Source organism: Marinobacterium sp. BA1 (assembly GCF_041155135.1).
Classification (GTDB): domain Bacteria; phylum Pseudomonadota; class Gammaproteobacteria; order Pseudomonadales; family Balneatricaceae; genus Marinobacterium; species Marinobacterium iners.
Map to the genome: position 1 here is coordinate 109,386 of NZ_BAAFHC010000001.1, position 14,850 is coordinate 124,235.

General features: G+C 55.1%; 12 protein-coding genes. 7 read left to right on the forward strand and 5 right to left on the reverse strand.

Features of this window, described 5'->3' with window-relative positions:
• Positions 1 to 53: 53 nt before the first annotated feature.
• Complete coding sequence (locus ACAM29_RS00575) at positions 54 to 1,307, reverse strand: YeeE/YedE family protein (protein ID WP_369622822.1); 1,254 nt, start codon at positions 1,305 to 1,307, stop codon at positions 54 to 56.
• Between the two features lie 122 nt (positions 1,308 to 1,429).
• On the reverse strand, positions 1,430 to 2,485 hold the full coding sequence (locus ACAM29_RS00580; protein ID WP_369622823.1) for an alkene reductase: 1,056 nt from the start codon (positions 2,483 to 2,485) through the stop codon (positions 1,430 to 1,432).
• A gap of 192 nt (positions 2,486 to 2,677) precedes the next feature.
• Here ACAM29_RS00580 and ACAM29_RS00585 point away from each other — a divergent pair, with 192 nt between their 5' ends.
• The 7 genes from ACAM29_RS00585 to phbB all read left to right on the forward strand — a co-directional run bounded on the left by ACAM29_RS00585 (position 2,678) and on the right by phbB (position 13,134).
• Entirely contained in the window at positions 2,678 to 4,015 is a 1,338-nt protein-coding gene (locus ACAM29_RS00585; protein WP_369622824.1) for a diguanylate cyclase, read from the forward strand.
• Between the two features lie 234 nt (positions 4,016 to 4,249).
• On the forward strand, positions 4,250 to 5,248 hold the full coding sequence (locus ACAM29_RS00590) for a YCF48-related protein (protein ID WP_354406876.1): 999 nt from the start codon (positions 4,250 to 4,252) through the stop codon (positions 5,246 to 5,248).
• A gap of 21 nt (positions 5,249 to 5,269) precedes the next feature.
• A complete protein-coding gene (locus tag ACAM29_RS00595) occupies positions 5,270 to 7,702 on the forward strand; it encodes an RND family transporter (RefSeq protein WP_369622825.1) in 2,433 nt (810 codons plus the stop codon).
• Positions 7,703 to 7,715: 13 nt separating this feature from the next.
• On the forward strand, positions 7,716 to 9,353 hold the full coding sequence (locus ACAM29_RS00600) for a DUF1302 family protein (RefSeq protein ID WP_091824662.1): 1,638 nt from the start codon (positions 7,716 to 7,718) through the stop codon (positions 9,351 to 9,353).
• 29 nt (positions 9,354 to 9,382) lie between these two features.
• Complete coding sequence (locus tag ACAM29_RS00605; RefSeq protein WP_091824665.1) at positions 9,383 to 10,699, forward strand: DUF1329 domain-containing protein; 1,317 nt, start codon at positions 9,383 to 9,385, stop codon at positions 10,697 to 10,699.
• Positions 10,700 to 10,832: 133 nt separating this feature from the next.
• A complete protein-coding gene (locus ACAM29_RS00610; protein WP_369622826.1) occupies positions 10,833 to 12,197 on the forward strand; it encodes an MATE family efflux transporter in 1,365 nt (454 codons plus the stop codon).
• Positions 12,198 to 12,384: 187 nt separating this feature from the next.
• Complete coding sequence (phbB, locus tag ACAM29_RS00615) at positions 12,385 to 13,134, forward strand: acetoacetyl-CoA reductase (RefSeq protein ID WP_091824668.1); 750 nt, start codon at positions 12,385 to 12,387, stop codon at positions 13,132 to 13,134.
• 99 nt (positions 13,135 to 13,233) lie between these two features.
• Here the strand turns inward: phbB and ACAM29_RS00620 are convergent, their stop codons facing one another.
• From ACAM29_RS00620 to ACAM29_RS00630, 3 genes are all read right to left on the reverse strand, one after another.
• The gene (locus ACAM29_RS00620; protein ID WP_369622827.1) at positions 13,234 to 13,419 is read right to left on the reverse strand and encodes a tail fiber protein; all 186 of its coding nucleotides are present in this window, start codon (positions 13,417 to 13,419) and stop codon (positions 13,234 to 13,236) included.
• A gap of 17 nt (positions 13,420 to 13,436) precedes the next feature.
• The gene (locus ACAM29_RS00625; protein WP_369622828.1) at positions 13,437 to 13,655 is read right to left on the reverse strand and encodes a hypothetical protein; all 219 of its coding nucleotides are present in this window, start codon (positions 13,653 to 13,655) and stop codon (positions 13,437 to 13,439) included.
• 339 nt (positions 13,656 to 13,994) lie between these two features.
• A complete protein-coding gene (locus ACAM29_RS00630; protein ID WP_369622829.1) occupies positions 13,995 to 14,693 on the reverse strand; it encodes a hypothetical protein in 699 nt (232 codons plus the stop codon).
• Between the last annotated feature and the right edge of the window lie 157 nt (positions 14,694 to 14,850).

Sequence of the window (14,850 nt, forward strand, 5' to 3'; positions counted from 1 at the left end):
TACGGATGCATTTGTCGGCTTAAGAAGGCATGCCACTCTGCAGCAGACCGCGATTAAGCCGCCTGTATCCGCCGCCCCAGCATGTTGCCGATCACGCCACCGGCGATCATGAAGACCAGGAATATCCAGCCCGACAGAGAGAAGTTGGCGATCGGGGTAAACAGGGCGCCCACGTTACAGCCATTGGCAAATCGGGTACCCAGGCCCATTGCCAAACCGGCGATGACCAACATGCCCGCTTCACGCGCCGTCAGGCGCATCCGTGACAGACCGCTAAAAAAGCGCCCAGCCAGCAGCAGAGCCACTACAGAACCCAGCATGATGCCCATGTTCTGCACATTCACCGGGTGGCTTAAGAATGGCATGGTAAAGGCCTGTATCGGACGGTCGGCGAAGGCTGCCACGGCTGCCGGGTCGATACCGATCAGAATCAGCAGGCGACCAAACCAGAGACCGAAGGGGGTGGATGCTCCCCAGCCTGAACCGGTAACACCCATCAGCAGAGTAAACAGCACCACAATCATGGCGATGCCGGTGGTCATCGACCAGCGTGACACAAACAGCGCTTCATAGGTGTGGCGGCTGAAGAACGGATGCTCACCCAGGTTGGAGGGCTTGCTGTTCAACACCTGATGTTCTGAATCTACCCCGATATAGGTGTTGTCGCGACGACGGTGGTGTTCGTAGCGATGGGCTAGCCAGCTCACAAACCCTGCTAGGGCTGCCGTAATCACAATGGCCCCAAAATAACCACCCAGTGGGTCGCTCGGGAACAGGTCAGGCAGGTAAACGCCCTTGTCGGCATAGGTCGGGGTCGAGATCAGTGTGTCTGTGATCCAGCTTTCCTGTGACTGTAACGGGAAGCCAAGAAATACCCCCATACCGAAGCAGAACAGAATCAGCGCCGGGCGTGCCAGGTTACTGGAGAAGTAGGTCAGTACACCCGAAGCACAGCAGCCCGCGAACGACATGCCGAAACCGAACATCAGCGCGCCGACCACCAAACCGAGGTTGATCGGGTTGACCCAAAGGTTCAGATCATGTGGGTTCTGGTTGTACAGAAAGGCGGTTGAGGCCACGGCGGTGGCGGTAAACATCAACATCAAACCGCGCATCAGGCGGGTTGAGCCGGCACGATAGGCGCGGTTGACGCTGCCGGCAAAACCGAGCGCAGCGCGGGTCAGGGCGTAGCCCAGACCCAGGCCGACCAGCAGACGGAAAAAAATGGCTGAATCCAGCAGGGCATTGCCCAACAGCAGGACAGCGGCCAGCAGAGCAAAGCCGCTGAGGTTTTCTTTAGGGTTCATCAGTTGTATCCAATCATTCAGTAACACTGAATGCGGATTCTAATGCCCTTAAAGAATAAGGCAATCAGTAGATAATACTAATATGCTATAAGCTAATGCCTTCGGGTCAGCGCTCTCAGGGATCAACCCGGCATAAACGGATAATCGGTATAGCCTTCAGGCCCTGATGCATAGAAGGTGCCGGGGTCCTGCTCGTTCCAGTCAGCGCTGGCTGCAATGCGCTGTGCCAGGTCAGGGGTGGCAATGTAGGGTTTGCCGAACGCCACGGCATCCGCCTTGCCGCTGGCCACATATTCCTCTGCCGATTCGCCGTTGAAGGCTTCGTTGGCGATATAAACACCACCAAAGCGCTGCTTCAGCATCGGACTGATGCTGTCATCGGCAACATGCTCACGGGTGCAGATGAATGCCAGCTTGCGCTGTCCCAGTTGCTCGGCCACGTAACCGTAAGTGCCTTCTCGATCAGTCACGCTGACATCGTGTGAATCGGCACGTGGGGACAGATGCATGCCCACCCGATCAGCTCCCCATACGTTGATCACCGCATCAGTTACTTCCAGCATCAGACGGGCACGGTTTTCCAGTGAACCACCGTATTGGTCGGTGCGCTGATTGCAGCCATCCAGCAGGAACTGTTCCAGCAGATAACCGTTAGCGCCGTGAATCTCCACGCCGTCAAAACCGGCTGCCTTGGCGTTCTCGGCGCCTTTGCGGTAGGCCTCCACAATGGCCGGAACCTCATTGGTTTCAAGCGCACGCGGCGTCGGGTACTCGGTTTTGGGGCGGATCAGGCTGACATGTCCAGCAGGCTTGATCGCACTGGGTGCCACCGGCAGTTCACCGTTGAGATAGCTTGTATGTGATATGCGGCCCACGTGCCACAGCTGCAGCACGATCAGCCCGCCTTCGGCGTGAACGGCATCGGTGACCTTTTTCCATCCGGCCACTTGTTCGTCCGACCAGATTCCCGGGGTGTCGGGGTAGCCAACGCCCATGGGGGTTACGGACGTGGCTTCTGAAATAATCAGACCCGCACCGGCACGCTGGCGGTAATACTCCACCATCAACTCACCGGGGACGCGGTCGGCCTCTGCCCGGCAACGGGTCAGCGGAGCCATCACGATACGGTTGCGCAGCTGCAGCGCGCCGGCCTGCATGGGCTGGAAAAGTGCACTCATCTAATACTCCCGGGTTGTCTGTCTGATTGTGTAATGCTGATTACATCAATGTGTGGGCCGCCAATGCATTTTTCAAGTAGCGCCAGGCAGTAAAGAATATAACAGGCTCAGCAAAACTGTCGCCAAAAGGCATTTTTTATTACAATCCTTTGCTGAATTTTTATGCAAGTGTTTACAGGGCAGGGTAGTGCAGTGCGTGATCGCCTTCTTTGGTTGATACATTCCCCATTTGCGCTGCCTTTCCCTATTCTCTTTTGGGCGCTGGTAGTGGGGCTTGCTTACTACCACAACGACCGGACCTTGCAGCATGCCGGCTTCGATCTGGCCAAACAGCGGGGGGAAGTTGCCTTTCAGCTGATCCAGACCATGCGGCATTGGAACGCCATACACGGTGGCGTCTATGCTCCGCTGACGGAACAGACCCCAGAAAACCCCTGGCTTGAAATACCGGAGAAGACCATCACGTCGCCTGAAGGTGTTGTCCTGACCAAGCTCAATCCGGCCTACATGACCCGACAGATTGCCGAACTGCTGGAGGGAGGAAGACTTGAGATTCACTTGACCAGCCACACTTTGATGAATCCCAACAATCAGGCTGACCCTTGGGAAAAGCGCGCACTCACGCAGCTGGAAGAGAGCGGTGACGCCTCGGTTGTTGAAATTGTCGATGACCGGTTCCGCTATATGGCGCCACTGCACATTGACCAGAGTTGTATGCCCTGTCATGCGAAAATGGGGTTTGAAGTCGGTGACATGCGGGGTGGCTTGAGCGTGTCCTTTCCGGTCAGTTACGCCCAGCGTCTGACTACTGGCCTGCGTCGCGACAGCATACTGATTCATCTGGTGACCTTTGTGTTGCTGTCGGTCACTGGAATGGTTGCGCTGACAGGCCTGCGACGTCTACTGCGCAGCCTTCAGCGAGAGCGCGATGATCGCGAGTCGATCATTGTCGATCGTACTGCGAATCTCAACAAAGAGATCAAACGACACCGCCGCTCTCAGGAGGCGCTGACCTATCTGGCCCATCATGATGAGTTGACCGGCGCCCGCAACCGGCGCTGGATTTTGGCTCAGCTTGGCTACCTGAAGCAGGAAGCTGAACAGTGCTCAGGGGCACTCGCAGTATTGATGCTTGATATCGACTACTTTAAGCATGTCAACGACCGTTATGGTCATCAGAAAGGGGATGAGGTACTGGTCACGTTCGTATCCCGTCTTCAGAGCGAACTGCGCCAGTCGGATCAGCTGGGTCGTTATGGCGGTGAAGAGTTTCTGGTGCTGTTGCCGGATACCAGCCAGAGTGATGCGGAAAAAATCGCGCAGCGGTTGCGTCATGCCATTGCCGATACGCCATTTCAGATTAACGATGAAGTGCTGGATGTCACCACCAGTATCGGACTTGCCTGCCTGGAAGCAGATGTTTCGCTGGGTCAGGATGAACTGGTGGGGCGAGCTGATGTGGCGCTGTACCTGGCCAAACAGACCGGTCGCAACCGTGTGGTGTGCTGGAATGATGAAATGGCACATTGATCATTTGCTCAACACTCTGTTGCTGAATTGATGATTTAATCAAAGAGAGTTGATCAAGTTTCCATTTTGTAACGTAAGCAATTACCCGAGTTGGTCTGTTTTCTGACCCTATAACCCCAGTAATCATGCAGGTTTCAGCCTTGTCGCCAAAATGAGTATCCATTTTGGCACAGCTGTTGCTCTATCCGGATGAAGCCGAACTTTCGTGCCCACATTCATCCAGAAGAACAACAAATGATGAGACTGAAAACCGAACAGACCGCCGTGCAGCCTGCGGGTACACGGCACTCAAGATCTTCATTTCCCTTTCGCCTTGGCATCGTGCCCGGGCTGATTCTGTTGGCCGGTTGTGAAGCGCCGCTCAATCTGAGTGGTGTTGAGCAACAGCTGCAGGAGCCGGTACGCCGTACAGATCAAATTCAGGCCGTCGTTACGGCGCCAGGTCTTGAAGTGGCGGTTGGCAGTAATGGCCTGGTACTGCACCGTGACAACAGCGACTCACCTTGGCAACGTCAGGTGCTCGACAGTCAGCCCAACCTGATCGATGTGGAAATCTGTCCCGACAGCACTTTGATTGCGCTTGGCTTTGAGCAACAGCTCTGGCGCAGTGATGACAAAGCCCTCAGCTGGCGGCCTATCGACCTGCCAACCCCTGAAAATCTGCTGGATATTGCCTGTGCGCCTGACGGCAGTTACTGGGCGGTAGGCAGTTTTTCAACCCTGCTGTCCAGCCATGACCGTGGTGATACTTGGGAAGAGAACAGCCTGGGTGAAGACGCCATGCTCAGCAGCATCCAGTTTCTTGCGGACAGTACAGCCTATGTTACCGGTGAGTTCGGCATTGTGGCTCGCAGTGACGATGCAGGCCGTAACTGGGCGTTGCTCGACTACATCCCGAATGATTTCTATCCACAGGCCGCTCACTTCACCACCCGCTGGCGCGGTTGGGTCGTTGGGCTCGATGGCATGGTACTGCAAACCGAAGATGCGGGCATGAGCTGGCAGGTTGAACCCACGCCCGTCGCTGCGCCTCTGTACGGCATTGTAGAAGCAGGGGGTGAGCTGGTGGCGCTGGGTGAGAACGGTACGGTTCTCAGCCGTCGCAAGGGACAGTGGCAGTCGCTGGACGTTCCCGTGATCCCAGTATGGCTGCGTGACGCCGCCCAACAGGAAAACGGCCAGCTACTGATTTCAGGTGGCGCAGGCACGCTGCTGTCGCTCGATATCCAATAATAACAACTCGACGGTTCTATCATGGATAAACGATCTGCCAAGGCTCACAAGGCCACCCACTGGTTGCACAATCTTGACCAGAAACTGTTTAACCACCCCAAAATCATTTTGTCGCTTATTTTTGCGATTACGCTGTTCTTTGCCGCTCAGATCCCCGGCGTCAAAATGTACTCGGACTTTGCGGATCTGCTGCCGCAAACACATCCTTACATCGAGTTGCACAACGACATAAAAGAGTCGTTTGGCGGGGCCAACGTGATTATCGTTGGGGTTGAGTTCACCGAGCACGATATCTTCGACAATGAGGCGCTGGCACGCATCCACCGCATCACTCAGGCGGTCGACTCACTGCCGGGGGTTGATCACAACCTGGTAACCAGCGTGACCCACCGGAACTCTCGCAAGGTGTGGCTGACGCCCGAGGGCAACGTCAACTCGGAACCCTATTACAATCCTGAGCATACCGATCTGTCCGAGCAGGAACTGGCGATCATGCGCAAGGACGTGGCAGCAGACCCTCGCGTGTTGGGTCCGCTGGTCAGCCCTGACCTGAGCATGGCTCTGGTCAAGGCACAGCTGATTGAAGGGAAACTCGACTACGCCGCCACCTTTGAACATATCCAGCAGATGCGCGCGATTGAAGCGGCTGAAGGCGTGAAGATCCACGTGACCGGTCAGCCAATGCTGGTGGGCTGGGCATACCAGTATCTGGGCCAAATCATCGAGATCTTCCTGTTCACGGCACTGATCATGCTGGCGCTGCTGGTGTTCTATTTCCGCAAGGCGTACGGCATCTTCATCCCGCTCGCCGGGGTGATTGTTTCCTCGATCTGGGGTGTTGGGATCATCTCGCTGTTCGGCTATAACCTTGACCCGCTGAGCCTGGTTATTCCTTTCCTGATATCGGCCCGAGCCATGTCACATGGCATTCAGCTGGTCGAGCGTTACTACCTTGAGCTGAATGAACACGACAACCAGCAGGTGGCGGCTCGGCTCACGTTCGAGAGCCTGTTCAGGCCCGGCAGTCTGGGGGTTGTGTCCGATGCCATTGGTCTGCTGCTGATTGCCATTGGTTCCATTCCCCTCAATACCAAACTGGCGCACTACGCTTCTATCTGGGCACTGAGCATCATTCTGACCGTACTGCTGGCAGTACCACTGTTGCTGTCCATTTTGCCCAAGCCAAAAAATACCACCATCAAACATAACCTGTTCCGCAAGGTGGGTTATGTCTGTGCGGACCTGATCAGTGGTGAAAAGGCGGCCAAAAAGGCGTTGGGCATATCCGCCGTGCTGCTGGCAGCCGGGTTCTATTTCTCATCCCATGTGGTGATCGGCGAATCAGAGCCGGGTTCGCCCATTCTGTATCAGGATCATGACTACAACCTCTCATCCAAGGCGATCAATGACAGCTTTCCGGGCTCGGAAGAGATGTACATCGTGGCTGAAATGGATGAAAAGGGTGGTATCAAGCGTCCCGAGGTGTTGGCAGCGCTGGCAGATCTGCAGCGTCACATGATGCTGGACCCCGGTGTCGGTGGCTCCAAGGGGATTCCTGATTTGGTGAAACAGGTCAACCGCCTGTTGCACAACAACGACCCACGTTGGGCGCAAATTCCGGATGACGAGCGATATGTGGGTGGCTTGATGTTTACCTACATGATGTCGAACCCGATTCCTGGGGCGCTGAAGGAGTTTGTCGACAGCGATGAGCGCGTGGCCAACCTGGTGTTCTATTACAAGGATCACAAGGGCGAAACCCTGCGCCGTGCCATTCATACTGCCAAGCAGTGGATAGCCGAGAATGAAGGCAAGGTTGAAGGTCTGACCATCCGCCTGGCCGGCGGCACCATCGGGGTGATCGCCTCGCAGAACGAAGCCGCCTTTGAGACCAACCTCTGGGTGCTGCCGCTGGTATTCCTGCTGATCTTCGCCATGGTCACCTTCTTCTACACCTCGCTGATGGCGGGCGTGATGATGTTTGGTGCCATGCTGTTTGCCACCACGCTGACGTACGCCTACATGGGCCTGAGCAGCATGGGGATCAACTCCAATACCGTGCCGATCATCGCGGTGGGTGTGGGCATCGGTATCGACTACTCGATCTACATGATGGATCGCATCCGTGCCGAGATGGTGGTACTGGGCGATCTGAGTGCCGCCGTACAGCGAGCCATCCGCACCACAGGGCTGGCGATCAGTTTCACCGCCATCACTCTGATTGCCGGCATCGTCATGTGGGTCGTGCTGTCGGATCTGCGCTTCCAGGCCGAAGCGGCACTGCTGCTGATCGTGATGGTGGTGCTCAACGGCGCGGCCGCCATGCTGCTGGTGCCGAGTTGGGTACTGGTATTCAAGCCCAAGTTTATCTGTAAAGCCTATGCGGACGAGGATGGTGTGATCCATGCCGACTCGGATGCAGAGGATTCGTGTGTCATGACAACCAAGGCATAAGAGGCCAATAACCATGTCGAAAACAATAACAACGACATTTTCTCATCTCGCAGTCGGCGTTGCGGCGGCGCTGGGTACCGGACTGGCGGTACCGGCCTTCGCAGCGGATACCACCTGGGCCGGCTATGTGGAAAATGCAACTTACTTCCGTGATGGCGTAGGGCTGTCCAAGTTCCGCAACACCGGTCAGGCACAGTTTGAAACCGTGTTTGAAACCGACAGCCTGCGTTCACTCAGGCTGAACGGTACCTTTCGCGGCACCTATGACGGCGTGTATGACCTGAATGACAGTGAGTTCGGCAAGGGGGCTACCGAGGATTACCTGGGGGCCAACTGGCATGACAACTCCACGCTGTCATCCAATACCATTTTGAATGCCGGGCAGGGCGGTGTTTCTTTTCCATGTGAAAATGATCCGACGTTGTGTAACAACCTGGATGGCTACATGGATCATGAAGAACGGGATGCCAGGTTTCCCGACTTCAATGATCAGCTCGACTTCATCCGTGAACTCTATCTGAGTGCCGACAAGGAACTGACCAACGGAGACGTACTGTCCTTCCGCTTGGGTAAGCAACAGGTGGTGTGGGGTAAGACAGACCTGTTCCGCGTACTCGACGTGATCAACCCGGTGGACTACTCGCGTCATAACATCTATGACGAGCTTGAAGATATCCGTATTCCGCAATGGATGCTGACTGCCGAATGGCGCATGGGTCCGAACAAAGTATTGGATGACTCCAACCTGTCCATGGTGTGGAATTTTGACAAGTTCCGCCCCAACAATCTGGGTACCTGTGGCCAGTCATATCGAATTGTGGATGCCGGGTGCTTCTTCAGTTCATATCTTGGCCCGGTTGGCGCCGGAATACCGATCATTCATGACGTGGAAGAGCCAAACTGGAGCCTTGCCAACACTCAGCTGGGTCTGAAGTGGGAAGGTGTCTATGGTGATACAACCTTCTCCCTGAATGCCTTGACCTATCGTCAGCAGATGCCTTCGTTGCATTGGCGAAATGCAAACCCGGCCGTTCCCTCGGCTGATGGTGTATTCAATATCGAGTTCCCACGGGTAAACCTGCTGGGTGGTTCAATCGATTACTATTCGATGAATATGGATGCTGTATGGCGTCTTGAACTGGCGTACACCCAGGGCGAGGAACAACCGCGAGACCTGTGGGGGCATCAGGAAACCGACATGCTGCGTTACGTCATCGGTTTCGACAAAAACATCATCATTCCTGAACTGGGCACCCGCAGTGCCTTCCTGTTCTCAACTCAGTTGTTCGGTGAACATATTCTTGACCATGTAGCGGATATGCCAAATGACGAAGACAACTGGATCGCTACCATGCTGTTCAAGGGTTTCTACAAAAACAATCGCCTGAGCCCGCAGATCATTGTTGCACATGACTTTGCTGCCGAGGCCACGGTGTTTGCTCCGAGTGTGTCCTGGACACCCGATAACCACTGGATGTTCAACGTTGGCTTGAACGTAAAAACAGGTGGCGACAAGAAGTTTCCCTGGAACCCGACCGGTGGTGCGGCTGGACCGGAGCAGTATGAGCCTCTGGCCCGATTCCTCAATGGCCCGATTGGTGTAGCCAATCAGGAAGACGAACTCCAGTTCAGCGTGCGTTACAGCTTCTGATGTACGACAACGATAATAAGGATACCAACATGTTGAAAAAGACTTTTTTCTCTGCGGCTATCGCCATGACGATGGCAGCCGGTGTTCAGGCGGCTGATATTCCAGAAGAGGTAATTCAGCAATCCTTCTACCCTTACAAGGATGGCGTGCCCAGCTTTAACGGGCTGCAGCCGGGCATGACCATTAACCAGAGCAACGTGGACCAGTTCAAGGATGCGTTGGACCCGGCCATGTACATGTTCGTCAAGAACGGCGACACCGAAATCAAGGTTGGAGAAACCACCGATTTTTCGCTGCACCCGAGTTACGTAGAGGCTACGCGCAAGTACTCGGCTGATGTGCAGTTGGGGGCTGGTCATGGTGAAATTTCGCCCACGGTTGCAGGTCGCCCGTTCCCGCAGGAGCCTTCACTGGATGACCCGCGTGCGGGTGAAAAGCTGGCCTGGAACTACAAGTACGGTTACAACTGGGGTGACTCCGCTGCCATCATGCCGTTCTACTGGACCACGCGTGACATGGCTAGCGGGAAGCAGGAACGTACCATCAAGATGAACTTCCACTTCCTGAACTTCACCCACCGTACTTCTCAGGAGCCCTATCCGAAGATTGAGCCCAACCCGTCAGAACTGTTCCGTGGCATCTACGTGCAGGTGCTGGAGCCCTACGACGTGAAGGACACGCAGCTGCTGATCCATCGCTTCGAAGATGACACCAAGGTGGATAACGCCTACCTCTATCTGGGTTTCCAGCGTCGAGTGCGCCGTCTTTCTACCGGTCAGACAACCGATGCCTTCCTGGGCACCGATGTCATGATCGAGGACTTCGAAGGCTACAACGGCCGTATCAGTGACATGAAATGGACCTACAAAGGCACCAAGTACCTGCTGATGCCGATGTATAACCACAATGACATGGAGCTGGATACCGAGACCCATCAGGATGAAGATGGCTATCAGGTCATCGCCTTCGGTGGCAAGGGTGGTTGTTTCCCGAACATCACCTGGCAGCTGCGCAAGGTCTATGTTGTTGAGTCTGAGCCGGTTGATCCGAACCACCCGATCAGCAAGCGTGAGCATTACATGGATGCCCAGACATTCATCATTCCGCGCAACATCACCTATGACCGCAAGGGCGACATGTGGAAGAGCTGGACCATCGGTCAGGCGCATCCCGATCACCATCTGCCGATCAACAAGGGCACTGGTGTCGCGATCGATGACTCGTTCACCATGATCGATATCCAGGCACAACACTGCACCACCGGACAGTTCAAGGGCATCGTCGATCCAGAGATGAGCCCTGTGGATAAGTTCAGTGTGCAGAACATGCGCGCCTCCGGCCGCTGATCCACTCCCTTCACTCATCATGTCAACATTTGCCCGGGCACTGTCCCGGGCTTTTTTTGCCTGCGCCTGAGCTTCGATTTTGCTAAACTCTCGCACTTTCTTGCCCCAATACACTTAACCAGACAGGTATCGCATGTCACGGCGTCCCGACCTGCTCAACGCGCCCATCCGCCCGACACTGGTGCGCATGACGGTCCCGATGATGTTCGGCATCGTCAGCCTGATGCTGTTCAATCTGGCCGATATCTGGTTTGTATCCCGCCTTGGTACCCAACCAATGGCGGCACTGGCGTTTACCTTCCCGGTTTCATTCTCGGTGGTCAGTCTGGCGATCGGTTTGGGTATTGGCACCTCGGCCACACTGGCGCGGCTGATAGGCAGCGGCAGCAGCGAAACCGCTGCACGGCTGGCAACTGACAACCTGCTGCTCACCTGTGTACTGATGACGGTGGTCGGAGCAGGGGGCCAGTTTCTGATCGAGCCCATATTCAGCCTGATGGGCGCAGCCTCTGAGCTGATGCCGCTGATTCGTGGTTACATGCAGGTCTGGTTTGCAGGCTCCGTGTTTCTGGTGCTCAACATGGTGTGCAACAGCACCTTCAGGGCTTCAGGCGACACGCGCCTGTCGGCCAGCATCATGCTGATCTCGTCGCTGTTGAACATGGTGCTGGACCCGCTGCTAATCTTTGGCTGGGGCCCCGTGCCGGCCTTCGGCATTGAAGGGGCGGCCATGGCCAGCGTACTGGCCTGGTCGATCACCACACTGTTGGCACTGCATCTGCTTTACCACCGCAAGGGAATGTTGCTGCTGGCGTTACCACAGTGGCAGCCGATGCTGCGGCACTGGCGCCAGCTGCTCTCGATCAGCCTGCCTGCATCGCTTTCCAACATGATGACACCGCTGGCCAATGGTGTGCTGACAGCACTGGTGGCGGTACATGGTGCCGAGGCTGTGGCGGCCTTCGGTGCCGGTGCCCGCATAGAATCCCTGTCGTTGCTGTTCTGTCTGGCCTTGTCGATGACGCTGCCACCGTTTATCAGCCAGAACTTCGGTGCCCTGCAGCTGGAACGCGTCAAATCTGCCTACCGGGGTGCCATACGTTTTGCACTGATGTGGCAGCTGATCATTTTCGCGCTGTTGGTGCTGCTGTCTGGCCCGATCTCAAGAATGTTCAGTGACGATCCTGAAGTGGCGCACTGGCTGCAGCTCTGGATGCTGATAGTGCCTGCCGGCTTCGGCTTTCAGGCTGTCACATTCCTGAGCGCATCATCCTTCAACGCCCTGCATCAGCCGATGCGTGCCATGCGCATCAGCCTGTTCCGGCTGTTCCTGATGTACGTTCCCCTGGGCTGGCTGGGTAACCTGCTGTTTGGCCTCACCGGCATGTTTGTTGCGCTGGTGATCGCCAACGCCATCACTGCAATGGTGGCGCGTTACTGGGTGCTGCGCTATCTGCGCACACTGGATGCCGAGTCCGGTGTCATCGCCGCTTCATAGTCCGGCGCTACAATCTCCTTGCACCAAAGTCATACTTCTGCCATGGTCAAAACAGACTATGATGGAATCAATTGCTGCACAGATTTTAAAAACAAAACAACAACACAACGCACCAAAAATGCCTGACGGCCCCCAGCCTCGCAAGAGGCGGAGCAGGCGCTCACTTTATGGAAAAGGGATGTAAACAATGAGTAAAAAAGTTGCATTGGTAACCGGTGGTACTGGTGGTTTGGGTGAAGCAATCTGTCGCAAGCTGGTCGACGCCGGCTTTCATGTTGTAGCGGGATACAACAGTGGCGGCAACCACGACAAAGCCAAAGCCTGGCAGGAAGAGCAGCGCAAGGCGGGTTATGAAATCGATGTGGCCTATGGCGATGTCACCAGTGAAGAATCCTGCGCTGCCTGTATCGAAACCGTCAAAGAACTCACTGGCCGTAATGTGGATGTGCTGGTGAACAACGCGGGTATTACCCGTGATGGCCAGTTCAAGAAAATGAGCTGGGAACAGTGGAATGAAGTCCTTAGCGCCAACCTGGACTCCATGTTCCACATGACTCGCCTGGTGATCAATCCGATGATCGATCAGGGCTTCGGTCGTGTCATCAACATCTCCTCGGTTAACGCACAGAAAGGTCAGTTCGGTCAGACCAACTACTCTGCAGCGAAGGCCGGTATCCACGGCTTCACCAAGGCACTGGCGCAGGAAGTGGCGGCCAAGGGTGTTACCGTCAACACCGTATCACCGGGCTACGTGATGACGCCGATGGTTGCCAAGATCGATGATTCCGTGCTGGAAAAAATCGCCAAGTCCATTCCGGTAGGGCGTCTGGGTGAGCCGGACGAAATCGGCCGTATCGTGACCTTCCTCGCGGAAGACGAATCGGCCTACATCACCGGTGCTGACTTCTCTATCAACGGTGGTTTGCACATGTTCTGATACATGTGGGAGAGATAACAAAAAGGCGGCCCAGGTTGGTCGCCTTTTTCGTTGTATGCCCTGTTTTCGCTTGCAGGCAATATCAAGTAGCAAGAGTTGTCATCTCGATGAAGGGTAGATTCCATTATCACAGATTGTGTACGTAGTGCCATTCGGTGCAGCGGAACGCAGGTCGGGCAGTGCAAAAGTGGTTGTACCATTACCGCCAAACGTTGTGCCCAGCAAGCTGTATAGTGCCGTGTTGTTGCTGATGCTTAAAAGCTGACCCGCCGCGGGTATACCCACTCCTCTATTACCAGCGGTCAGTATGATTTCACCAATGAAGCAATCCCGGCCGTTGCCTGCAAGGCCTCTGCTCGTGTTGCTACCAAAAATCCCGACAGTGCCAGAATCACCTTGTGGTCCTTGTGGTCCTTGTGGTCCTTGTGGTCCAGCAGGGCCAGTGTCCCCCTGTGGACCAGCGGGACCCACAGGCCCTTGAGCTCCAACAGCGCCAGGCAGCCCTTGAATACCTTGCTCACCCTGGGGGCCCATAGGTCCTTCTGGTCCTTCTGGGCCAGCCGCGACTCCTGCAGCACAGGGGCCCAAAATCCCTGTTGCCTTATAGCAAAGCACTGTATCGGCTTCGGGAGAGCCTGGAACGCCAGGCATCAGTATCGTTCCGTCATCGTTGATCCGGAAAAACTCGGTGCCTGTGGTGCTTTCCACAACAAAACCGCCGCCGGAACTTGGCAGGGTGGCGGTAATATCACCACTTGCCAGCAGAGGAGCGGAGCCGGTACCCAGAGTAACTAGCAGTGTAATTGGTAAAGCATGAGTAAACTTGAGCATATCAATGCCTCTTGAAAGAGTTTTACGTCTCAGGCGGGCCTGCGCTGCCTGAGACCACAGGCGGCGACAATAGCCAGAAGCAGAGCAAGGAGAGCAAGGGGCAGTAATCCTAGAGTAGGTATGGCAACTGCCGGTGTAAAACCTGTGCCTATTTGAACATTGCTGGCAAGGTTTACATTGTTGCGAATGACTTGAGCGCTGGGCCCAAGGATGATTGTGGCTTGACTGCCATCGTTGGAAAGCAGTTGCAGAGGCGTTGTTCCATTGCCCTGGAGCGTTAGAGTACCGTTGACCGTTAAAGCACGGCCGCTCGGCAAAAAGATTGAGCGACCACCGTTATCAATGATGGTCAGATTATTGAACACAGTGTTGCCGCTAAATACGACATCAGAGGTGCTGCAGCTGTCATCGATGATGACAGTACCATTACCCGGATTGAAAACGCCTTCATTCTGCCAGTTTCCACTCAACTGTATAATGCCATCACCGCCATCGAGCTGGCCGCCACTGGCGATGTCGACATTCATAATGTTGGAAACTTCGGCATTGTTAAGGGACAGGCCGCCCTGTACGTCCAAAACACCGCATGAAAGATCAAATGTGCTGTCTGCCGGCAACGAAAAGCTGGCGCCATCGGGAATCAGCATGTTGGCGTGGGCGGGTGGTATCAGGAGTAGGAATAGCGCGGTGAGCAAAACATGACGAAAGTAATACAATAATAGATGCATTTGATGAAAGTCCTTTTCATGTCTTTCGCCCCTTATGAGCCATATCGAAATAATATGTATTTGTCTGCTAAGGGAGACGATTTTGTTTTATTTTTCTTTTAAAACATTAGTTTGCATTCATTATGGATCGGTTGTCAAACGAGTTTTTCAATGACCG

What these genes read in the sequence shown, in the direction of transcription:
- ACAM29_RS00600 (WP_091824662.1), top strand. Translation starts at nt 7,716, where the DNA reads ATGTCGAAAACAATAACAACGACATTTTCTCATCTCGCAGTCGGCGTT.
- ACAM29_RS00630 (WP_369622829.1), bottom strand. Translation starts at nt 14,693, where the DNA reads ATGCATCTATTATTGTATTACTTTCGTCATGTTTTGCTCACCGCGCTA.
- ACAM29_RS00605 (WP_091824665.1), top strand. Translation starts at nt 9,383, where the DNA reads ATGTTGAAAAAGACTTTTTTCTCTGCGGCTATCGCCATGACGATGGCA.
- ACAM29_RS00580 (WP_369622823.1), bottom strand. Translation starts at nt 2,485, where the DNA reads ATGAGTGCACTTTTCCAGCCCATGCAGGCCGGCGCGCTGCAGCTGCGC.
- ACAM29_RS00590 (WP_354406876.1), top strand. Translation starts at nt 4,250, where the DNA reads ATGATGAGACTGAAAACCGAACAGACCGCCGTGCAGCCTGCGGGTACA.
- phbB (WP_091824668.1), top strand. Translation starts at nt 12,385, where the DNA reads ATGAGTAAAAAAGTTGCATTGGTAACCGGTGGTACTGGTGGTTTGGGT.
- ACAM29_RS00575 (WP_369622822.1), bottom strand. Translation starts at nt 1,307, where the DNA reads ATGAACCCTAAAGAAAACCTCAGCGGCTTTGCTCTGCTGGCCGCTGTC.
- ACAM29_RS00610 (WP_369622826.1), top strand. Translation starts at nt 10,833, where the DNA reads ATGTCACGGCGTCCCGACCTGCTCAACGCGCCCATCCGCCCGACACTG.
- ACAM29_RS00595 (WP_369622825.1), top strand. Translation starts at nt 5,270, where the DNA reads ATGGATAAACGATCTGCCAAGGCTCACAAGGCCACCCACTGGTTGCAC.